This is a genomic window from Corynebacterium freneyi (assembly GCF_030408835.1).
Taxonomy (GTDB): Bacteria; Actinomycetota; Actinomycetes; order Mycobacteriales; family Mycobacteriaceae; genus Corynebacterium; species Corynebacterium freneyi.
Genome location: NZ_CP047357.1, coordinates 1,466,284 through 1,488,413 on the forward strand (window position 1 = coordinate 1,466,284; position 22,130 = coordinate 1,488,413).

The window sequence follows — 22,130 nt, forward strand, 5'->3', positions numbered from 1 at the left end:
CGTCGTCACAGAGGAACCCGACTGCCGTGCAGACCCATGAGATCCGGAAGCGCTTCATCGACCACTTCGTGAACGCGGGGCACGCCGAGGTCCCCAGCGCCTCGCTGATCCTCGAGGACCCGGACCTTCTCTTCGTCAACGCCGGCATGGTGCCGTTCAAGCCCTACTTCCTCGGCGAACAGAACCCGCCGTTCCCCAACGGCACCGCGACGTCGATCCAGAAGTGCGTGCGCACCCTCGACATCGAGGAAGTGGGCATCACCACCCGCCACAACACCTTCTTCCAGATGGCCGGCAACTTCTCCTTCGGCCAGTACTTCAAGGAAGGCGCCATCAGCCATGCCTGGGCGCTGCTGACCAACCCGGTCGCCGACGGCGGCTACGGCCTCGACCCCGAGCGCCTGTGGGTCACCGTCTACCTCGACGACGACGAGGCCGCGGAAATCTGGGAGAAGAAGATCGGCGTGCCCGCCGAACGGATCCAGCGCCTCGGCATGGCCGACAACTACTGGTCCATGGGCGTGCCCGGCCCGTGCGGCCCCTGCTCCGAGATCTACTACGACCGCGGCCCCGAGCACGGCGCCGAGGGCGGACCCGCCGCCGACGACACCCGTTACCTGGAGATCTGGAACCTGGTCTTCATGGAGAAGGAGCGCGGCCAGGGCACCGGCAAGGACTCCTTCGAAATCCTCGGCGACCTGCCGAAGAAGAACATCGACACGGGCATGGGCGTCGAGCGCGTCGCCTGCCTGCTGCAGGGCGTCGACAACGTCTACGAAACCGACTTGCTGCGCCCCGTCATCGACGCCGCCGAGGAGATCACCGGCGCGAAGTACGAGGGCGGCGGCCAGGACGCCATCCGCTTCCGCGTCATCGCCGACCACTCCCGCACCGGCATGATGCTCATCCTCGACGGCGTCACCCCCTCCAACGAGGGCCGCGGCTACATCCTGCGCCGCCTGCTGCGCCGCATCATCCGTTCCGCCCGCCTGCTCGGCGCGACCGGCGAGACGATGGAGCGGTTCATGAACGTCATCATGGACACCATGACGCCGTCGTACCCGGAGATCGCCGAGGCCCGCGAGCGCATCATCCGCACCGCCGTCGCCGAGGAGCGCGCGTTCCTGAAGACCCTCGAGTCCGGCACCCACCGCTTCGACGAGGCCGCCGCCGCCCTCAAGCAGGAGGGGACGACGACGTTCTCCGGCCAGGAGGCGTTCACCCTCCACGACACCTACGGTTTCCCCATCGACCTGACGCTGGAGATGGCCGCCGAAGCCGGCCTGGAGGTCGACGTCGACGGGTTCGAAGCCGCCATGAGCGAGCAGCGCGCCCGCGCCAAGGCCGACAACCTGGCCAAGAAGCACGGCCACGCCGACGTGTCGGTCTACCGCGACTGGGTGGACAACAACCCCACCGAGTTCGTCGGCTTCACCGAGCTGACCGCCGACGCGACGATCCTCGGCCTGGTCATCGACGGCCAGTCGGTCACGCAGGCCCACGAGGGCGACGACGTCGAGGTCATCCTGGACGTGTCGCCGCTCTACGCGGAGGCCGGCGGCCAGACCGCCGACCGCGGTCGCCTGGTCGCCGGCGGCACGATCCTCGAGGTCGAGGACGTGCAGAAGATCGGCAAGAAGCTGTGGGTGCACAAGTCGAAGGTCACCGCCGGCGGCGTGGAGCTGGGCCAGACCATCCGCGCCGAGGTCGACGAGGCGTGGCGCCACGGTGCCCGCCAGGCGCACACGGCGACGCACCTCATCCACGCGGCCCTGCGCGAGGTGCTGGGTCCCACGGCCGTGCAGGCCGGTTCGCTCAACCGCCCGGGCTACCTGCGCTTCGACTTCAACTACACCGAGCAGCTGACGCCGGAGCAGCTGGCGGAGATCTCCACGATCACCAACGAGGCCGTCGACTCCGACTTCGCGGTCAACACCATCGAGACCACGCTCGACGAGGCCAAGAAGATGGGCGCGATGGCGCTGTTCGGCGAGAACTACGGCAACGAGGTCCGCGTCGTCGAGATCGGCGGCCCGTTCTCCATCGAGCTGTGCGGTGGCACGCACACCGAACACACATCGCAGATCGGCCCGGTGGCGGTGCTGGGCGAGTCGTCGGTCGGTTCGGGCGCGCGCCGCATCGAGGCCTACTCGGGCATGGATTCCTTCCGGTACCTGTCCACCGAGCGGATGCTGGCGGAGCGCCTGGCCGCGGAGTTCAAGGTTCCGTCGGCGGAGTTGCCGGATCGCATCGCCTCGCTGGTCGATCGTCTGAAGGCGGCGGAGAAGCAGGTCGCGGATCTGCAGGCGGCCCGTTTGCTTGCCGACGCGCAGTCGCATCTGGACAAGGCGCGGGTCATCGGCGACGTGACGTTCCTCGGTCTGCAGCTGCCGGCCGGAACGCAGGCCAAGGACATTCGCGTGCTGGCCAACGATCTGCGCGGCCGTCTCAACGACCGTGCGGCGATCATCGCCCTGGCCGCGGAGTGCGACGGCAAGGCGCCGTTCGCCGTCGCCGTCACCGATTCGGCCGTCCAGGACGGTCACAAGGCCGGTGATCTGGTGAAGCTGCTCGGCGAGCGAATCGGCGGCCGGGGCGGCGGCAAGCCGCAGCTGGCGCAGGGCTCCGGTTCCGAGCCCGCCGGCATCGAGTCCGGTCTGGCCGCCATCGCGGACTCGCTGGGCTAGATCGTGGCGAAGCTCGAGATCGACCGTCCGGGGGCCGATGACCCGGGCCGCGGACGGCGGCTCGGCATCGACGTCGGGGACGTGCGCGTTGGCGTGGCGATGTCCGATCCGGACGGTCTTCTGGCCACGCCCGTGGAGACCATCGCACGGGAGACCGGCCGGCGGGGCCCCGACGGGGCGGACATCGACCGCCTGGTGGAACTGGCCGAGGAGCTCGACGTGGTGGAGATCGTCATCGGCCTGCCCCTCATGCTCGACGGCACGCCCGGCACGTCCGCCCGCAAAGCGGGGGATGTCGCGTTCCGGCTGCGCCGCCGTTTGGGGGAGGGGGTCTGCATCCGGTTGGCTGATGAACGCATGACCACCGTGATGGCGCAATCCCGGCTTCACCAGGCCGGACGCGACGTCAAGGCCGGTCGTGGCGTCATCGACCAAGCGGCGGCGGTGGAGATTCTGCAGTCGTGGCTGGATCAGCGGCGTGATTTTTTGCGCGACACTCGTGACTGAAATGTGACAATCGTCGCCGATATGGGGGAGAATCAACAAGATTGCGCCGACCACCGCCTGCGGTCGGATCCCCGTCCCCCGAGGAGACCGAGATGAGCACTGGCCCGAAGTCGGCCACCCGGAACACGAAGGCACCGAAGCCCGCGCGGGGTCGGCGCCCCCGAGTTCGCCGTCGGCAGACGGCGGTGGCCATCAACGTCGTCTCGGTGTTGTTGAGCGTGATCATCCTCGCCGGCGTCGGCTTCCTGTGGATGCGCGGTGGGGTAGCGGGGGACTTCACCGGCGAGGGCAACGGCGAGACCGTGGTCGTCGAGGTCGCGCAGGGGTCGTCGCTGTCCGATTTGTCGTCGGAGCTGACCGAGATGGGCGTCGTCGCCACCGAGGGCGCGTTCATTTCCGCGGCGAACAACCACGACCGTTCGGGTGAGCTGCAGCCCGGGTTCTACCGCCTGGAGAAGAAGATGTCGGCGGCCGCCGCGGTCGACGCGTTGCTCGATCCGACCAACCAGGCCGGCACGGTGGACATCCCCACCGGCACGCGCCTGGCCGACACCCACATCGTCGCCTCGGATGACGTGCGCAAGGGCATCTTCACCCTCATTTCGGAGGCGTCGTGCATGGGCGACGACGAGTGCATCACGGTCGACGAGCTGAAGCAGGCGGCCGGCACGATGGACCTGGCGAAGCTGAGCGTTCCCGAGTGGGCCACGGCGGAGGTCGGCGCCCGTGGTGACGACCCGCGCCGCATCGAGGGCCTGATCACGCCGGGCGTGCACCAGTTCAACCCGCAGGCCTCCGCCGGCGAGGTGCTGTCGACGCTGGTGAAGGAGTCGGCGGCCCGTTACGAGCAGACCGGCCTGGAGGCGTCGGCGGCGCGGGTGGGCCTGTCGCCGTACGAGCTCATCACCGCCGCGTCGCTGATCCAGATGGAGGCGCCGGACGGCGACTTCGAGAAGGTCGCCCGGGTGATCCTCAACCGCCTGGACGAGCCGATGCGCATGCAGTTCGACTCGACGGTCAACTACGACCTGCCGGACCAGGAGGTCGCCACCACCGACGAGGACCGCGCCCGCGAGACGGCGTGGAACACCTACGCCAAGGATGGTCTGCCGGAGACGCCGATCGCGTCGCCGTCCATCGAGGCGATCACTGCGATGGAGAACCCGGCCGATGGCCCGTGGCTGTACTTCGTCACGGTGGACAAGGACGGCCGCACGGTGTTCACGACGACGTTCGAGGAGCACCAGGCGGCGATCCGGGAGTCCATCGACAACGGCGTCCTGGACTCGAACCGATGATCGCCCATCGCGCCGCCGTCCTGGGTGATCCGGTGGAGCATTCCCGGTCGCCGCTGATCCACAACGCCGGGTATGCGGCGCTGGGGCTGGACGACTGGGAATACGGCCGGTTCCGGTGCACGGCGGAGGACCTGCCGCGCGTCGTGGGGGAGGCCGACGAGTCCTACGCCGGTTTTTCTGTGACGATGCCGGGCAAGTTCGCGGCGCTGGAGTTCGCTAACGTGGCCACCGACCGCGCCCGCGCCATCGGTTCGGCCAACACGTTGGTGCGCACCGCCGACGGGTGGCGGGCGGACAACACCGACTGCGACGGCGTCACGGGCGCCCTGCGCGAGTTGGGGGCGACGGGTTTGTCGGACGGACGCGCGGTGCTCGTCGGCGCGGGCGGTACGGCCCGCCCGGCGTTGTGGGCTCTGGCGCAGGCCGGGGTCACGCACGTGTCGGCGGTGGCCCGCTCGGAGCGGGTTTACGCGCTCGAGCCGTTGGCCGCCCAACTCGGCGTCGGCTTCACGTGGGTGCCGTTCACGGCGCCGAATCTCGCCGACGTCGCCGGCGCGGCCGATGTGCTGGTCTCCACCGTCCCATCCGAGGCGTTGGAAAGCTACGCCGGACCCTTGGCGCGCGCGCCGCGCATTCTCGACGTCATCTACGATCCGTGGCCGACGCCGCTGGTGGAGGCCGCGGACCGCGCCGGTCACGTCGCCCTGGGCGGCCTGACCATGCTGCTGCATCAGGCGTTGGGCCAGTTCGAGCAGTTCACCGGCCGTCCGGCTCCGGAGGCCGCCATGCGCGAGGCCGCGTTTTCCGGTTAACTTCCCCGCATGGGGTGCATGGGGTGGGGGAACGTCGCGTGGCTGGCGTGCGCGTGCGCGTACGTGGTCTGGGCCGCGTGGTTGTCGTGGCATGACCTGTCGTCGCGTCGGCTGCCGGATCGGCTGACGCTTCCGGCGGTGCCCGTGGCGGCGCTTGCCTCGCTTTACGACGACTCATTCGCCTCATTCGCCGCGGGCGCCCTGATCTGGTCGGGCGGGTACGCGGCGGTGGGCGTCGTCAAGCCGGGGGTGATGGGCGGCGGCGACGTGAAACTGGCGCTCACGCTGGGCGGCCTCACCGGCTGGCTGGCCGGGATGCCGGGGACGCTGCTGGCCATGGTCGCCGCCGGTACGCTCACCGCGGCGGCGGGCGTCGCCACCCGGAGAACAGCCCTGCCACACGGCCCGTCGATGCTGATCGCCTGCGCGGGGGCCGCGCTCGGGGGACCAATGACGTGACGTCCGTTACGGACATGAGATGATGTGCGCATGCTTCGATGGACCACCGCAGGAGAATCGCACGGGCAGGCGCTCGTCGCCATGGTCGAGGGCGCCCCCGCCGACATCCCCGTCACCCGGGAGGAGATCTCCCGGCAGCTCGCGCGGCGACGCCTCGGCTACGGCCGCGGCGCCCGCATGAAGTTCGAGGCCGACGAGGTCACCCTGCTCGGCGGCGTCCGCCACGGCCGCACGCTCGGCTCGCCGGTGGCCATCATGATCGGCAACACCGAATGGCCCAAGTGGACCACCGTCATGAGCGCCGACCCGGTCGACCCCGCCGAGCTCGACACCGCCCGCGGCGCCACCCTGACCCGCCCGCGACCGGGCCACGCCGACTTCAACGGCATGCTCAAGTACGACCACACCGACGCCCGCAACATCCTCGAGCGGTCCTCGGCGCGTGAAACCGCCGCCCGCGTCGCCGCCGGCACCGTCGCCCGGTCGATCCTGCGCGAGGCGCTGGGCGTCGAGGTCGTCAGCCACGTCATCTCCATCGGCGCCTCCGAGCCGTACGAGGGCGAGCTGCCGACGATCGCCGACCGCGACGCCATCGACGCCTCTCCCGTGCGCGCCTTCTCGAAGGAGGCCGAGGAGTCGATGGTCGCCGAGATCGAGGCCGCGAAGAAGCAGGGCGACACTCTCGGCGGCATCGTCGAGGTCGTCGTCCACGGCCTGCCCATCGGGCTCGGCTCGCACGTGTCCGGTGACGCGCGCCTGGACGCGCAGCTGGCGTCGGCGCTGATGGGCATTCAGTCCGTCAAGGGCGTCGAAATCGGCGACGGCTTCGAGGAGGCGCGCCGCCGTGGCACGCAGGCCCACGACGAGTTGGTCCGCGTCGAGGGCGGCGCCGGCGTCGACCGCGTGACCAACCGCGCCGGCGGCCTGGAGGGTGGCATGACCAACGGCCAGCCGCTGGTGGTGCGCGCCGCCCTGAAGCCGATCTCCACCGTCCCGCGCGCCCTGAAGACCGTGGACATGGCCTCCGGCAAGGCCGCCACGGCGATCCACCAGCGCTCCGACGTGTGCGCGGTGCCCGCCGGCGGCGTCGTCGCCGAATCCATGGTCGCCCTGACCCTGGCGCGCGCGGTCACCGAGAAGTTCGGCGGCGACTCGCTGGTCGAGCTGCGCCGCAACGTCGACGGTTACCTCGCCCAGGTCGCGGACCGTCTGGACTGGGAGTAGGTTTCGGCAACGATGGCAACTCCCCGCTTAGTCCTCGTCGGCCCGCCCGGCGCCGGAAAATCGACGATCGGCCGCCGCCTGTCCCGGGCTCTGCACGAGCCGCTGACCGACACCGACCACCTCATCGAGGAACGGGAGGGCGACACCTGCGGCAACGTATTCACCAAGCTCGGCGAGCCGCGCTTCCGCGAGATCGAGGAGGAGGTCGTCGCCGAGGCGCTGCAGCGCCCGGGGATCGTCTCGCTCGGCGGCGGTGCGGTGTTGTCGGAGGCCACGCGCGACCGCCTGGCCGACCACGACGTCATCTACCTCGAGGTCAGCGTGGAGGAGGGCGTGCGCCGCACCTCCGGCGAAACCGGCCGCCCGGTGCTCGACGCCGACGATCCGGCGGAGCACTACCGCGCCCTGTACGAGTTCCGGCGCCCGCTGTACGAGGAGGTCGCCAGCTTCAAGGCGCGCTCCGATTCCAGTTCGCCGCAGCGCGTGGTCGCCGAGATCCTCGGCTACCTGGATGCCGCCGACGGCGACGAACGAGACTGACGCTTTCCCCGAAAGGACCCCGCGAACCGTGACCATCATCCCCGTCAACGGACCCGCCCCCTACGAAGTTCTGGTCGGCTCCGGCCTCACGGCGCAGATCGCCGACGCCGCGGGCCAGGCCGCCAACGTCTGCGTCATCCACCAGGGCAGCGTCGCCCCGGCCGCAAACCGCATCGTCGAGGCTCTGGCCGCCAAGGGGGTCTCCGCTTTCGCGTTGGAGATCGCCGACGCCGAAGCCGGCAAGACGCTGGAGTCCGCGGGCCGATGCTGGGACGTGCTCGGCGAGCGGGGACTCGGCCGGGCCGACGCCATCGTCGCCGTCGGTGGCGGTGCCGCCACGGATCTCGGCGGGTACGTCGCGGCGGCGTGGATGCGCGGCATCAAGGTCTACCAGGTGCCCACGACGCTGCTGGCCATGGTCGATGCGGCCGTGGGCGGCAAGACCGGCATCAACACCGCGGCGGGCAAGAACCTCGTCGGCGCGTTCCACGAACCGTCGGGCGTGTTCGTCGACCTCGATTTCCTGCGCACCCTGCCGAAGGCGGAGCTGGTGGCCGGCTCGGCGGAGATCATCAAGGCCGGCTTCATCTCGGACACCGCGATCCTCGACCTGTACGAGGCCGACCCGGCGGCGTGCCTGGACGTCGACGGCGCACTGCCGGAGCTCATCGAGCGGGCGATCCGCGTTAAAGCACATGTCGTGGGGGAGGACCTGAAGGAGTCCGGCCTGCGCGAGACGCTCAACTACGGCCACACCTTCGGCCACGCCATCGAGCGCTACGAGGACTACCGCTGGCGCCACGGCCACGCCGTCGCCGTGGGCATGGTCTACGTCGCCGAGCTCGCCCGCATCGCCGGCTTCATCGACGCCGAGCTGGTCGAGCGTCACCGCACGATCCTGGAGTCCATCGGCCTGCCGACCACGTACGAGGGCGACCGTTTCGTCGAGTTGTTCGCCGGCATGACCCGCGACAAGAAGAACCGCCGCGGCACGATCCGGTTCGTGGTGCTCACGGCGCCGGGACAGACCACGCGTTTGGAGGGGCCGTCGGAGGAGCAGCTGCGCGAGGCGTACGCGGCGTTGGTTGCGGCCGGCAAGCCCGCGGACGAGGAGTCGGCGCGATGACGTCCGCCCCGACCGTCCTGGTGCTCAACGGCCCGAACCTCAACCGCCTGGGCAAGCGTCAGCCTGAGGTGTACGGGTCGACGACTCTCGCCGACGTCGTCGCCGGCCTGGAGTCCCTGGCCGCCGAGCTCGGAGTCTCCGTCGATTGTCGCCAGTCCAATCACGAAGGCGAGCTCATCGACTGGGTGCACGAGGCCGCGGACAACGGCTGGCCGGTGATCATCAACCCGGGCGGCTTGACCCACACGTCGGTGGTGCTGCGCGACGCGCTCGCCGAGGTCGCCGACGGCGCGGGCTTCCACGAGGTCCACATCTCCAACGTCCACGCGCGCGAAGAATTCCGGCACACGTCGCTGCTGTCGCCCCTGGCCGCCGGAATCATCGTGGGCTGCGGCACGGACGGGTACGGTTTGGCTTTACGACGAATCGCGGCAACCGCCACCCCGTAGCCGCCATCACGTACCTGGCAGCAACCAACCATCAGGAGCCGTCCGATGACCGCCACCATCGATTACGCCGACCGCCGGGCCCGCCTGGCCGAGCAACTCGAGCACGTCGGCTGCGACGCCATCGTCGTCGACCATCCGCCGCACGTGCGCTGGCTGACGGGTTTCACCGGCTCCAACGGTGCGGTCCTGGTCCACGCCGACGGCTCGGCGATGGTGTCGACCGACGGCCGGTACACCACGCAGATCGGCATCGAGGCGCCGGATCTGGAGCTGCACCTGTCGCGCAATTGCGCCGTCGAGTTGGCCGGTCGGGCCGGTGCCGCGGGCGTCACCCGGCTCGGCTTCGAGGCGGCGCACGTGTCCGTCGCGTCGATGCACCGCATTGCCGCGGCACTCGATCCGGCCGCGGGAGCGGAGTTGACGGAGACCGTCGACCTCGTCGAAAAGCTCCGCGCCGTCAAGGACGACGCGGAGCTGGAGGCGCTGCGCGACGTCGCCGACATCGCCGTGCGGGCCTTCGAGGGGCTGGTGGAATCCGGCATCATCGCCGCCGGCACCACGGAGCGCGCCATCGCCGCCGACCTGGAGCACCGCATGCGCGTCGGCGGGGCGGACGGCATCGCGTTCGAGACCATCGTCGCGTCGGGACCGAACTCCGCGAAGCCGCACGCCGGAGCCGAGGACCGGGAGCTGTGCGACGGCGACCTGCTCACCATCGACTTCGGGGCGGCCAAGAACGGCTACCACTCGGACATGACGCGCACCCTCGTCGTGGGCGGCTCGGAGGCAGCGGAGGACTTCGCCATGGAGATCTACTCCACCGTGCTGCGCGCCCAACTCGCCGGCGTGGCCGCCGCGCGCCCGGGCACCCCGCTGGCCGACGTCGACCGGGCCTGCCGCGAGGTCATCGCCGCAGCCGGGCACGGCGAGTACTTCGTGCACTCCACCGGCCACGGCATCGGCCTCGACGTCCACGAAGCCCCGTTCGCGTCGACCCGGTCGAAGGAAACCCTGGCCGCCGGCATGACGCTCACCATCGAACCCGGCATCTACGTCCCCGGGTACGGCGGCGTGCGCATCGAGGACACGGTCATCGTCACCGACGGTGAACCGGAGATCATCACCCCGCTGCCCAAGACCGTGTGACCGAGTCGACCGGCGCGCCCCTTTAGCGTCCCGGCGGCGGCGGGGGTATCGTATATCGGTCAGACCCGTCGTCTACCCAACAGGAGCTATTCGTGGCAAACACCTCCGACTTCAAGAACGGCCTCGTGCTGAAGATCGACAACAAGCTGCAGCAGATCGTCGAGTTCCAGCACGTCAAGCCGGGCAAGGGCCCCGCGTTCGTGCGCACGAAGCTCAAGGACGTCGTGACCGGCAAGGTCACCGACAAGACCTTCAACGCCGGCGTCAAGGTCGACACCGCCACCGTCGACCGCCGCGACATGACCTTCCTGTACCGCGACGGCGAAGACTACGTCCTCATGGACGAGAAGACCTACGACCAGATCAACCTCGCCCCGCACCTGTTGGGCGACCCGGCCCGCTTCCTGCTGGAGAACACCACCGTGCAGGTCTCCTTCCACGAGGGCGAGCCGCTGTTCGCCGAGCTGCCGGTGTCCGTCGACCTCACCGTCGCCCAGACCGACCCGGGCCTGCAGGGCGACCGTTCCACCGGCGGCACCAAGCCCGCCACCCTGGAGACCGGCGCCGAGGTCCAGGTCCCGCTGTTCATCGAGACCGGCGACGTGCTGAAGATCGACACCCGCGACGGTTCCTACCTGTCGCGCGTGAACAACTGATCGCGGGATCGATGACCGACAACAATTCCGGAAAGACCCCCGCCAAGGATTCCGGCAAGGAAGTCAACTACAAGCGCCGCGGCGCGCGGTACCGTGCCCGCCGCCGCGCCGTGGATCTGCTGTTCGAGGCCGAGCAGCGGGGCGTCGACCCCGCCGCGCTCATCGACGAGCGTCTGGAGCTGGCCCGCGACGACGAGTCCGGCGTCGCCCCCATCGCCGAGTACGCCGAGGAGATCGTCCGCGGCGTGGCCCTGGAGATGGTCGGAATCGACTCCACCATCGCGTCGTACCTGGCGCCGGAGTGGCCCCTGCGCCGTCTGCCCGCCGTCGACCGCGCGATCCTGCGCGTGGGCACGTGGGAGCTGTTCCACAACCCCGAGGTGCCGCCGCGCGTGGCCGTCGTCGAGGGCGTGGAGTTGGCCAGCGAGTACTCCACCGACGTCGCGCCGCCGTACATCAACGCGGTGCTCGACGCCGAGGCCGACATCGCCGACCAGGCCCGCATGGCGGCCGCGGCGGTGCGGGTGACCTCCGCCCCCGCGGACGCCGCTCCGATCGTGCCGGGCACCCCGACCATGCCGGACCCCGGGGTCGAGGTCGTCGAGGCCGGCTCGTCGTCAAGCAAGCCCGCGGACACCGGGGACGACACCGCGGAGACGCAACCGAACTAGCATTGCCCCATGGGCAAAAAACGAAAGCACCGCCACTTCACCCTGGACGACGCGCACGCGCTGAAGGTCGGGGAGGGGTGGCGGCTTTCGCATGTCGACGCCGACTCCACCCCGGGTCTGCCGAACAACGGGAAGGGAAAGGAGATCGCCGCCGACCAGTTCGACGACCACGACGAGGAAATCGCCGACCTGCAGGAGCGGATGTACGCCGCGTCGCGGAGCGGGAACGGGACGGCGCCGACGATCATCATCGTGCTGCAGGGCATGGACACCTCCGGCAAGGGCGGCGTCGTCCGCCACGTGCTCAAGGGCGTCGATCCGCAGGGGGTCGAGGTGTTCTCGTTCGGGAGGCCGACCGAGGAGGAAAAGCGGCGCGACTTCCTCTACCGCTCGCGCATCCGCATGCCCAAGCCCGGGCGCATCGGCGTGTGGGATCGCTCGCACTACGAGGCCGTGCTGGTGGAAAAGGTCAAGGAACTCACCCCCGCCGACGACATCGAGGGGCGCTACGACCGGATCGTCGAGTTCGAAAACGAGCTCGCGGCGCAGGGCGTCCACTTGATCAAGGTCATGCTGCACATCGACCCCGACGAGCAGTACGAGCGCCTGATGGAGCGGCTCGAGCGCCCCGACAAGCACTGGAAGTTCGATGTCGGCGACATCGCCGACCGTGCCCTGTGGGACGACTACCAGGCCGCCTACGACGAGGCCCTGCGCCGCACGTCGACGGAGACCAACCCCTGGTACTGCGTGCCCGCCAACCGCAAGTGGTACTCCCGCCTGGTGGTCAAGGGCCTGTTGCTCGACACCCTGCGCGGGCTGGAGCTCGAGTGGCCGACCGCCGATTTCGACGTCGAGGACGCCAAGAAGAAGCTCGAGGCGACGAAGTAGTGCGCTCCTGACCGGGTGCAAAAGCGCCGAGACCACCCTTTGGCAGCTGAAGTCGATCGGGCCCGATATGCCCCAGGTGTGGGATGGTCGGGCAAAGTCGCCGCTGAGGCTATCTTGTTCTGGGCCACTCATAAGAGTTGTCAGTTAAGAGTTGCCAGTGGCACTGAATTGCAAAGCTGACGAGTCAGAAATGATGACTACTAAGTTCAAACCATCCGGAGATATACCAGTTTGGCTCGTAGTTTGCGTAGCCTTGTTGCTCGTCGCCTCCATCGTGGTGCAGACGGTCGGGAACATGGCCGACATGTTCGCCAACCCGTGGGCGTGGGCGCTCAACATCGCCGGCCTGGCCGGTGCGCTTTGGCTGCGCAAGACGTGGCTGATCGTGCTGGCCGCCGTGGCCATCCTGTGGCCCATCATCGTCATGGTGCCGCTCATGGCGTTTTCCTTCGGCGCGCCCTGACTCAGGGGCCGGGGGCTGGACGGTTTGGCCCGGGGCGGCTGGTAGGATCGCAGCCGTAACCGTGGGCAATCACGGGACATCCTTTAACGGACCGCACGGAGAGGCGGGGAAGGAGGTCACGATGAGCGACAACACGAACCCGGCGACCCCGGTGGACGGCACTTCCGCAGATACGACGGAACTGCTGAACGCCGACGAGGTCGGTCGGACCGTCGCGCGCATCGCGCACCAGATCATCGAAAAGACCGCGTTGGACGGATCGAGCGCGCCGAGGGTGGTGCTGCTGGGCATCCCGTCGGGCGGCGTGCCCCTGGCCGAACGGCTGGCCGAGCGCATCGAAGAGTACTCCGGGGTGAAGCCGGAGACCGGCTCCCTGGACATCACGCTGTTCCGCGACGATCTGCGGAACCGCCCGCACCGCGCGCTGCAGCCGACGCGGATCCCCGACGCCGGCATCGACGGCACCATCGTGGTGCTGGTCGACGACGTGCTTTTTTCAGGACGCACCATCCGGGCCGCACTCGACGCGCTCAACGACATCGGGCGCCCGGACATCATCCAGCTGGCCGTGCTGGTCGACCGCGGCCACCGCCAGCTGCCGATCCGCGCCGACTACGTGGGCAAGAACCTGCCGACCGCCCGCCACGAGGACGTCCGGGTCCTCGTCGAGGACATCGACGGCCGCGACGCGGTGATCCTGAGCAGGACGCGGGCGTCGTGAAGCATCTGCTGAGCATCGCCGATCTGTCCAAGGACGAGATCGTGGGTCTCATGGACGAGGCCGACCGTTTCCGGGAGGCCCTGGCGGGCCGCGAGATCAAGAAGCTGCCGACGCTGCGCGGCCGCACCATCTTCACCTGCTTCTACGAGAACTCGACCCGCACCCGCGCGTCGTTCGAAACCGCGGGCAAGTGGATGAGCGCCGACGTGATCAACATTTCGGCGTCGTCGTCGTCGGTGAAGAAGGGCGAAAGCCTCAAGGACACCGCGCTGACCCTCGACGCCATCGGCGCCGACGCCATCGTCGTGCGCCACCCGGCGTCGGGCGCGGCCAAGCTCATCGCCGACTGGACCGGCAAGCACGGTCAGCAGCCGGCGATCATCAACGCCGGCGACGGCAAGCACCAGCACCCGACGCAGGCGCTGCTCGACGCCGTGACGCTGCGCCAGCGACTCGGCGGCATCGAGGGCCGCAAGGTCGTCATCGTCGGCGACATCCTGCACTCGCGCGTCGCCCGGTCCAACGCGGACCTGCTGTCGGCGCTGGGTGCTGAGGTCGTCTTCGTCGCGCCGCCGACGTTGCTGCCCTTCGGCGTGGAGAACTGGCCGGTGCGCGTGGCCCACCGCATGGAGCCGGAACTGCCCGACGCCGACGCGGTGATGATGCTGCGCGTCCAGGCCGAGCGGATGGACGGCGGATTCTTCCCGTCGCACCGCGAGTACGCCACCCGGTACGGCCTGTCCCGCGACCGGGAGAAGCTGCTTCGCGACGACTGCGTCGTCATGCACCCGGGCCCCATGCTCCGAGGAATGGAAATCAACGACCACGTCGCCGACCTGCCGCGCACCGCGGTGCTGCAGCAGGTGTCCAACGGCGTACACGTCCGCATGGCGGTGCTGTTCACGCTGCTGACGGCCGAAACCTCGTTCTCCCCGGAAGGAGCGGCACAGTGACCGGAACGACGACCGGAACCACCACCGGGAACCACCACGACGATTCCGCGTTCCCGCCCGTCGGCCCCCTGGCCGCCGCCGCGCCCGGCGAGCTCCTGCTGACCGGCGTGCGCCCCTACGGCGAAGGCGAGGACGTCAAGGTCCTCATCCGCGACGGCGTCATCGCCGCCATCGGCGCCGACGTCGAGGCCGGCGAGGGCGCACGGGTGCTCGACTTCGATTCGCTGATCCTGCTGCCCGGGCTCGTGGACATCCACGTCCACCTGCGCGAGCCGGGCCGCGAGGACACCGAAACCCTGGCGACCGGTTCGGCCGCGGCCGCGCGCGGCGGCTTCACCGCCGTGTTCACCATGGCCAACACCGCGCCGGTCACCGACGACCCCGCCATCGCCGAGTCGGTGTGGCTCAAGGCCCAGGCCATCGGCCTGTGCGACGTCCACCCGGTCGGGTCCATCACCAAGGGACTCAAGGGCCAGGGCCTGACGGAGTTCGGCATGATGGCCGACTCGCAGGCCAAGGTCCGCATGTTCTCCGACGACGGCAAGTGCGTCGACGACCCGCAGATCATGCGCCGCGCCATCGAGTACGCCCGCGGCGAGGACGTCCTGCTGGCCCAGCACTGCGAGGATCCCCGCCTGACCAAGGGCGCCGTCGCCCACGAGGGGCCGACCGCCGCCCGCCTGGGGCTGGGCGGCTGGCCGCGTGTGGCCGAGGAGTCCATCGTCGCCCGCGACGCGATCATGGCCCGCGACTACGGCGGACGCATGCACATCTGCCACGCGTCGACCGAAGGCACCGTGGAACTGGTCAAGTGGGCGAAGGAACGCGACATCCCGCTGACGGCGGAAGTCACCCCGCATCACCTGATCCTCACCGACGCCCGCCTCGAGACCTTCGACGGCGTCAACCGCGTCAACCCGCCCCTGCGCGAGGACCGCGACGCGGCGGCGCTGCGCGAGGCGCTCATCGAGGGCGTCATCGACTGCGTGGCCACCGACCACGCGCCGCACGGCTCGGAAGAGAAGTGCTGCGAATTCGAGCACGCCAAGCCCGGCATGCTCGGCCTGGAGACCTCGCTGCCGATCATCGCGAAGGAGTTCGTCCTCGACGGGCCCTGCGACTGGCGCTGGCTGGCGAAGGTCATGAGCGAACGGCCGGCGGAGATCGTCCGCCTGCCCGGCCACGGACGCCCCATCGCCGTCGGCGAGCCCGCGAACCTCACGGTCGTCGACCCCGGCCGCCCCTGGACGGTCCGCGGCGCCGACCTGGCGTCGAAGGCCGAAAACACCCCCTACGAAGACATGGAGATGGCCGTCTCCGTCGCCGCCACCGTGTTGCGCGGCCGCGTCACGGCCCTCGACGGAAAGGCCGACGCCTGATGGGCAAGCACCACAAAGACGACATGCTCCATGCGGAGAACATCGAGAAAGGCAGCCACGTGAGCAACGCCCCCGCGGACAAGAACACCCCCGCGGTCCTGGTCCTCGCCGACGGCAAGGTCTTCCGCGGCCGAGGCTTCGGCGCCACCGGAACGACCCTCGGCGAGGCGGTCTTCACCACCGCCATGACCGGCTACCAGGAAACCCTGACCGACCCGTCGTACCACCGGCAGATCATCGTCGCCACGCCGCCGCAGAGCGGCAACACCGGCTGGAACGACGAGGACTCCGAGTCCCGCGACGGCCGCATCTGGGCCGCAGGCTACGTCATCCGCGACCTGTCCCGCGCGCCGTCGAACTGGCGCACCAAGCGGACGCTGGTCGACGAAATGGTCGCGCAGGGCCTCATCGGCATCCGCCAGATCGACACCCGCGCCCTCGTGCGCCACATCCGCGACCACGGCTCCATCGCAGCGGGCATCTTCTCCGGCGACGACGCCGCCAAGCCCGTCGACGAACTCGTCGAGATCGTCCGCGCGCAGCCGTCGATGGCCGGCGCGAACCTGTCCGAAGAGGTCACGGCGGGGGAGACCTACGTCATCGAACCCGAGGGCGAGCCGACGGCGACCGTCGTGGCCTACGACCTCGGCATCAAGGCCAACACCCCGCGGGAGCTGGCCAAGCGCGGCGCCAAGGTCGTCGTCGTGCCGGCGAACACCCCGTACCCGCAGATCAAGAAGGACCACGACCCGGACGGCGTGTTCATCTCCAACGGCCCAGGCGACCCGGCCACCGCCGACGCGATGGTCCAGGTGGCCAAGAACGCCCTGGACGACGGCATGCCGCTGTTCGGCATCTGCTTCGGCAACCAGATCCTCGGCCGCGCCCTGGGCCTGAACACCTACAAGATGCGCTTCGGCCACCGCGGCATCAACGTGCCGGTCAAGGACCACGTCACCGGCACCATCTACATCACCGCCCAGAACCACGGCTTCGCCCTCGAGGGCACCGCGGGCGAGAGCTTCGACACCCCGTGGGGCCCGGCCCGCGTCACCCACACCTGCCTCAACGACGACACCGTCGAGGGCGTCGCGCTCGAGTCGGGCATGGCCTTCTCCGTGCAGTACCACCCGGAGTCGGCGGCCGGCCCGCATGACGCCCACAACCTCTTCGACGACTTCATGGCGCTGATGGACCGCGCCGGCTCGAACAACCAGGAAGGCCAGAACTAGAACATGCCTCGCCGCAACGACATCAATCACGTCCTGGTCATCGGTTCCGGTCCGATCGTCATCGGCCAGGCCTGCGAGTTCGACTACTCCGGCACCCAGGCGTGCCGCGTCCTCCGCGAGGAGGGGCTGCGCGTCACGCTGATCAACTCCAACCCGGCGACGATCATGACGGACCCCGAGTTCGCCGACGCCACCTACATCGAGCCGATCCAGACGTCCTACATCGAGAAGATCTTCGCCAAGGAAGCCGCGGAAGGTCACCCGATCGACGCCGTGCTGGCCACCCTCGGCGGCCAGACCGCGCTCAACGCCGCCATCGCGCTGGACCGCGAGGGCATTCTGGAGAAGTACGGCGCCGAGCTGATCGGCGCGGACATCCCCGCCATCCAGCGTGGCGAGGACCGCCAGATGTTCAAGGACATCGTCGCCAAGATCGGCGGCGAGTCGGCCCGCTCCCGCGTGTGCCACAACATGGACGAGGTCCACGAGACCGTCAAGGAACTGGGCTTGCCCGTCGTCGTCCGTCCCTCCTTCACGATGGGCGGCCTGGGCTCCGGCCTGGCGTACACCGAGGAGGACCTGGAGCGCATCGCCGGCGGCGGCCTCGCCGCCTCGCCGGAGGCCAACGTCCTCATCGAGGAGTCGATCCTCGGCTGGAAGGAATTCGAGCTCGAGCTCATGCGCGACGGCGACGACAACGTCGTGGTCATCTGCTGCATCGAAAACGTCGACGCCCTGGGCGTCCACACCGGCGACTCGGTCACCGTGGCCCCGGGCCTGACGCTGACCGACCGCGAGTACCAGGTCATGCGCGACCAGGGCATCGCCATCCTCCGCGAGGTCGGCGTGGCCACCGGCGGCTGCAACATCCAGTTCGCCCTCAATCCGCGCGACGGCCGCCTCATCACCATCGAGATGAACCCGCGCGTGTCGCGTTCCTCGGCGTTGGCGTCGAAGGCCACCGGCTTCCCGATCGCCAAGATCGCCGCGAAGCTGGCCATCGGCTACACGCTCGACGAGATCACCAACGACATCACCGGCGAGACCCCGGCGGCCTTCGAGCCGGTGCAGGACTACGTCATCGTCAAGGCCCCGCGCTTCGCCTTCGAGAAGTTCCCGGGCGCCGACGACACCCTGACCACGACCATGAAGTCCGTGGGCGAGGCCATGGCCATCGGCCGCAACTACATCGGCGCCCTCGGCAAGGCCATGCGTTCGCTGGAGTCCAAGCCCGCCGGCTTCTGGACCCAGCCCGACGAGTACTTCGCCGGCGACCGCGCCACCGACGTCGACGCCGTGCTGGCGGACCTCAAGCGCCCGACCGAGGGCCGCATCTACGACGTGGAGCTGGCCCAGCGCCTCGGCGCCACCGTCGGCCAGATCCACGTGGCCTCCGGCCTGGATCCGTGGTTCATCACCGAGATGGAAAACCTGCAGGACATTCGCACCGCCCTGCTCGAGGCCTCCGTCGTCGACGAGGATCTGCTGCGCGAGGCGAAGTACTGGGGCCTGTCCGACGTCCAGATCGCCGCGCTGCGCCCGGAGCTCGCCGGCGAAGAGGGCGTGCGCCTGCTGCGCTGGCGCCTGGGCGTCCACCCGGTCTACAAGACCGTTGACACCTGCGCCGCCGAGTTCGAGGCAAAGACCCCGTACCACTACTCGGCCTACGAACTCGACCCGGCCGCCGAGTCCGAGGTCACGCCGCAGACCGAGAAGGAGAAGGTCATCATCCTCGGCTCCGGCCCGAACCGCATCGGCCAGGGCATCGAGTTCGACTACTCCTGCGTCCACGCCGCGCTCGAGCTGTCCCGCGTCGGCTACGAGACCGTCATGGTCAACTGCAACCCGGAGACCGTGTCCACGGACTACGACACCGCCGACCGCCTCTACTTCGAGCCGCTGACGTTCGAGGACGTCATGGAGGTCTACCACGCGGAGTCGCAGTCGGGCACCGTCGCCGGCGTCATCGTCCAGCTGGGCGGCCAGACGCCGCTGGGCCTGGCGCAGCGCCTCGAGGCGGCGGGCGTGCCCATCGTCGGCACCACCCCGGCCGCCATCGACCTGGCCGAGGACCGCGGCGAGTTCGGCAAGGTCCTCGCCGCCGCCGATCTGCCGGCCCCGAAGTTCGGCACCGCCACCTCCTTCGCGGAGGCGCGCGACATCGCCGACTCCGTCGGCTACCCGGTGCTGGTGCGCCCGTCCTACGTCCTGGGCGGCCGCGGCATGGAGATCGTCTACGACGAGGCCACGCTGGAGGACTACATCAACCGCGCCACGGAGCTTTCCGACGAGCACCCGGTGCTGGTCGACCGGTTCCTGGACAACGCCATCGAGATCGACGTCGACGCCCTGTGCGACGGCGACGAGGTCTACCTGGGCGGAGTCATGGAGCACATCGAGGAGGCCGGCATCCACTCGGGCGACTCCGCCTGTGCGCTGCCGCCGATGACGCTGGGCCAGGGCATCATCGACCTGGTCCGCGAGTCCACCCGCAAGCTGGCGCACGGCATCGGCGTCAAGGGCCTGATGAACGTCCAGTACGCCCTGCGCGACGACACCCTTTACGTCATCGAGGCGAACCCGCGCGCATCCCGCACGGTGCCGTTCGTGTCGAAGGCCACCTCGGTGCCGTTGGCGAAGGCCGCGTCCCGCGTCATGATGGGCGCCACCATCGCCGAGCTGCGCGAGGAGGGCATGCTGCCGCGCGACGTCGACGGCGGTTCGCTGCCGCCGGAGGCACCCATCGCGGTGAAGGAGGCCGTGCTTCCGTTCAACCGCTTCCGCAGCCCGGACGGCCGTGAGCTCGACAGCCTGCTCAGCCCCGAGATGAAGTCCACCGGCGAGGTCATGGGCCTGGCGGGCGACTTCGGTGCGGCGTACGCGAAGTCGCAGGCCGGAGCCTACTGCGAGCTGCCCACCGAAGGCACGGTGTTCGTCTCGCTGGCCAACCGCGACAAGCGCATGCTGGTCTTCCCGATCCAGCGCCTGGCCGGCCTCGGCTTCCGAATCCTGGCCACCCACGGCACGGCGGGCATGCTGCGCCGCAACGGCATCGAGTGCGAGGTCGTCAACAAGCTCACCGAGGATGGCCCGGAGGTCGCCGGCGAGAAGACGATCGTCGACGTCATCCGCGGCGGCGAGGTCGACCTGGTCATCAACACCCCGGTCGGTTCCGCCGACGTCCGCTCGGACGGCTACGAGATCCGCGCGGCGGCGGTGGCCATGAACATCCCGTGCGTCACCACGGTCCAGGGCGCCGTCGCGGCGGTCCAGGGCATTTCCGCGGTGCGCAACAACGAGATGGAGGTGCGGGCCCTCCAGGACCTGCACGTCCTCGGTCAGTAGGTGCGCGGTGCCGGATAACGCCACCTCCGCTTCTTCGGCCGACGCCGGGCGCGCGAGCTTCGGTTCGCGTCTCGTCGCCGCGACAAAGCAGCGTGGACGCCTGTGCGCGGGCATCGACCCGCACCCGTCGCTGCTGCGCGACTGGGGGTTGACGGTCGACGCCGCGGGCGTGGAGACCTTCACCCGCATCTGCGTCGAAGCCTTCGCGGGCACGGTCGCGCTGGTCAAGCCGCAGGTCGCCTTCTACGAGGCGTACGGATCGAAGGGTTTCGCGATCCTCGAGCGGGCGCTGGCGGACTTGGCCGACGGCGGCGCCCTGACGCTGGCCGACGCCAAACGCGGCGACATCGGATCGACCATGGCGGCCTACGCCGACGCATGGCTTTCCGACGGTTCCCCCTTGGCCGTCGACGCGGTGACGGTGTCGCCGTACCTGGGCTTCGGTTCCCTCGAACCGGCGCTGTCGCTGGCGGAGGACACCGGCCGCGGGGTGTTCGTGCTGGCGGCGACCTCCAATCCGGAGGGCCGGTCGGTGCAGGACGCGGTGATCGACCGTGACGGCGCGTCCGTGGCGTTGTCGCAGGACATCGTCGATCGCGCGGCCGGGCGCAACGCGCCGCACATCTCGGCGGGCGACGAGTGCGGCCCCGTCGGCGTCGTCGTCGGCGCCACCCTCGACCGTGCGCCGCGCCTCGACGAGTTGAACGGCCCCATCCTCATGCCGGGCGTCGGCGCCCAGGGCGCGGGCCCGGAGGACGTGGACAGGCTCGCCGGCGATTGCGCCCGGTTGGCGCTGCCGAACATCTCGCGGGGCATCCTGCGCCACGGGCCGAACCCCGAGGCGCTCGCACGCGCCGTCGCCGACGCGGCGGGGGAGTACCCCGCATAGCGCAGACGCCTCGACCCGTACGCCGCGAACCGCCGTTCCAGCCCAGCCACCAGCCGTTAGACGGAGGTTGAGCCGGGACGGCGGTTCTTGCGCTGCGGCAACCGGTGCTATGATTGCCGGAGTTGATCGGCCATCGCGCCGGTCGGCGGCCCACACGGCCGCGGAGGTTCCTCACCGGAGATTCCGCAGGTCGTCGCAAAGCAGCCGCCGGTCGCACGAAGGGCCGCGTGATGTCTCCCACCCGGACGACACGCGCGGCACATTGACACGAATTCGTGTTGGTGAGGTACGGTCACCTCCGGTCCAAATGACCGGACCATTCCGAAACGTCTAATTTTTTTAACGGAGGAACCCGTGGCCCTTCCGCAGTTGACCCCCGAGCAGCGTGCAGCCGCCCTCGAGAAGGCCGCCCAGGCCCGCAAGGTCCGCGCCGAGCTGAAGGACAAGCTCAAGCGCGGTGCGACCGATCTGCCCGAGGTCCTGAAGCTGGCCGACGAGGACGAGATCATCGGCAAGATGAAGGTCTCCGCTCTTCTCGAGGCTCTGCCGAAGGTCGGCAAGGTCAAGGCCCAGGAGATCATGACCGACCTGGAGATCGCCCAGACCCGCCGTCTGCGCGGCCTCGGCGACCGCCAGCGTCGCGCCCTGCTGGAGCGCTTCGGCTTCTCCGCCGAGTAATCGC

The 22,130-nt window shown here is 69.6% G+C and carries 20 protein-coding genes and 1 pseudogene; all 21 read left to right on the top strand.

Annotated elements, in window-relative coordinates; translation table 11 throughout:
* Positions 1-26: 26 nt before the first annotated feature.
* The 21 genes and pseudogenes from alaS (at position 27) to mihF (ending at position 22,126) form a co-directional block, all read left to right on the top strand.
* A complete protein-coding gene (gene alaS / locus CFREN_RS06675) occupies positions 27-2,687 on the top strand; it encodes an alanine--tRNA ligase (protein WP_209652984.1) in 2,661 nt (886 codons plus the stop codon).
* A gap of 3 nt (positions 2,688-2,690) precedes the next feature.
* Positions 2,691-3,194: a Holliday junction resolvase RuvX gene (gene ruvX, locus CFREN_RS06680; RefSeq protein WP_209652983.1), complete on the top strand. Its 504-nt coding sequence runs from the start codon at positions 2,691-2,693 to the stop codon at positions 3,192-3,194.
* A 92-nt stretch (positions 3,195-3,286) separates the two neighbouring features.
* Positions 3,287-4,492 (top strand): endolytic transglycosylase MltG, encoded by a 1,206-nt coding sequence (mltG, locus tag CFREN_RS06685; RefSeq protein WP_209652981.1) that lies wholly within the window; start codon positions 3,287-3,289, stop codon positions 4,490-4,492.
* Entirely contained in the window at positions 4,489-5,304 is an 816-nt protein-coding gene (locus CFREN_RS06690; protein ID WP_209652979.1) for a shikimate dehydrogenase, read from the top strand. The genes mltG and CFREN_RS06690 overlap by 4 nt, the downstream gene beginning before the upstream one ends.
* A gap of 9 nt (positions 5,305-5,313) precedes the next feature.
* Positions 5,314-5,763, top strand: coding sequence for a prepilin peptidase (locus CFREN_RS06695; protein ID WP_239251274.1), 450 nt, complete (start codon positions 5,314-5,316; stop codon positions 5,761-5,763).
* A 30-nt stretch (positions 5,764-5,793) separates the two neighbouring features.
* Entirely contained in the window at positions 5,794-6,987 is a 1,194-nt protein-coding gene (aroC, locus tag CFREN_RS06700; protein WP_209652976.1) for a chorismate synthase, read from the top strand.
* A 12-nt stretch (positions 6,988-6,999) separates the two neighbouring features.
* Entirely contained in the window at positions 7,000-7,527 is a 528-nt protein-coding gene (locus tag CFREN_RS06705; RefSeq protein ID WP_035123978.1) for a shikimate kinase, read from the top strand.
* A gap of 28 nt (positions 7,528-7,555) precedes the next feature.
* On the top strand, positions 7,556-8,653 hold the full coding sequence (gene aroB / locus CFREN_RS06710; RefSeq protein WP_246580195.1) for a 3-dehydroquinate synthase: 1,098 nt from the start codon (positions 7,556-7,558) through the stop codon (positions 8,651-8,653).
* Entirely contained in the window at positions 8,650-9,102 is a 453-nt protein-coding gene (gene aroQ, locus CFREN_RS06715) for a type II 3-dehydroquinate dehydratase (RefSeq protein ID WP_070521963.1), read from the top strand. The genes aroB and aroQ overlap by 4 nt, the downstream gene beginning before the upstream one ends.
* A gap of 45 nt (positions 9,103-9,147) precedes the next feature.
* Positions 9,148-10,248 (top strand): M24 family metallopeptidase, encoded by a 1,101-nt coding sequence (locus CFREN_RS06720; RefSeq protein WP_209652972.1) that lies wholly within the window; start codon positions 9,148-9,150, stop codon positions 10,246-10,248.
* Between the two features lie 92 nt (positions 10,249-10,340).
* Positions 10,341-10,904 (top strand): elongation factor P, encoded by a 564-nt coding sequence (efp, locus tag CFREN_RS06725; RefSeq protein ID WP_035123986.1) that lies wholly within the window; start codon positions 10,341-10,343, stop codon positions 10,902-10,904.
* Positions 10,905-10,915: 11 nt separating this feature from the next.
* Positions 10,916-11,476 (top strand): annotated as a pseudogene (nusB, locus tag CFREN_RS06730) (transcription antitermination factor NusB); the annotation flags it as partial.
* A 108-nt stretch (positions 11,477-11,584) separates the two neighbouring features.
* On the top strand, positions 11,585-12,466 hold the full coding sequence (locus CFREN_RS06735; RefSeq protein ID WP_209652970.1) for a PPK2 family polyphosphate kinase: 882 nt from the start codon (positions 11,585-11,587) through the stop codon (positions 12,464-12,466).
* 253 nt (positions 12,467-12,719) lie between these two features.
* Complete coding sequence (locus CFREN_RS06740; protein WP_209652968.1) at positions 12,720-12,929, top strand: hypothetical protein; 210 nt, start codon at positions 12,720-12,722, stop codon at positions 12,927-12,929.
* Positions 12,930-13,050: 121 nt separating this feature from the next.
* The gene (gene pyrR / locus CFREN_RS06745) at positions 13,051-13,650 is read left to right on the top strand and encodes a bifunctional pyr operon transcriptional regulator/uracil phosphoribosyltransferase PyrR (protein WP_070521952.1); all 600 of its coding nucleotides are present in this window, start codon (positions 13,051-13,053) and stop codon (positions 13,648-13,650) included.
* Positions 13,647-14,603: an aspartate carbamoyltransferase catalytic subunit gene (locus CFREN_RS06750; protein WP_035123990.1), complete on the top strand. Its 957-nt coding sequence runs from the start codon at positions 13,647-13,649 to the stop codon at positions 14,601-14,603. The genes pyrR and CFREN_RS06750 overlap by 4 nt, the downstream gene beginning before the upstream one ends.
* Positions 14,600-15,982, top strand: a complete 1,383-nt coding sequence (locus CFREN_RS06755; protein ID WP_425321487.1) for a dihydroorotase — start codon at positions 14,600-14,602, stop codon at positions 15,980-15,982. Before CFREN_RS06750 ends, CFREN_RS06755 begins: the two co-directional genes overlap by 4 nt.
* A gap of 59 nt (positions 15,983-16,041) precedes the next feature.
* Positions 16,042-17,214 carry a glutamine-hydrolyzing carbamoyl-phosphate synthase small subunit gene (carA, locus tag CFREN_RS06760; RefSeq protein WP_246580196.1) on the top strand — a complete coding sequence of 391 codons (1,173 nt, stop codon included), beginning with the start codon at positions 16,042-16,044 and terminating at the stop codon, positions 17,212-17,214.
* A gap of 3 nt (positions 17,215-17,217) precedes the next feature.
* Positions 17,218-20,559 carry a carbamoyl-phosphate synthase large subunit gene (gene carB / locus CFREN_RS06765; RefSeq protein WP_209652966.1) on the top strand — a complete coding sequence of 1,114 codons (3,342 nt, stop codon included), beginning with the start codon at positions 17,218-17,220 and terminating at the stop codon, positions 20,557-20,559.
* Between the two features lie 7 nt (positions 20,560-20,566).
* Positions 20,567-21,448: an orotidine-5'-phosphate decarboxylase gene (gene pyrF, locus CFREN_RS06770; protein WP_209652964.1), complete on the top strand. Its 882-nt coding sequence runs from the start codon at positions 20,567-20,569 to the stop codon at positions 21,446-21,448.
* Positions 21,449-21,802: 354 nt separating this feature from the next.
* A complete protein-coding gene (gene mihF, locus CFREN_RS06775) occupies positions 21,803-22,126 on the top strand; it encodes an integration host factor, actinobacterial type (protein ID WP_035123998.1) in 324 nt (107 codons plus the stop codon).
* Positions 22,127-22,130: the final 4 nt, after the last annotated feature.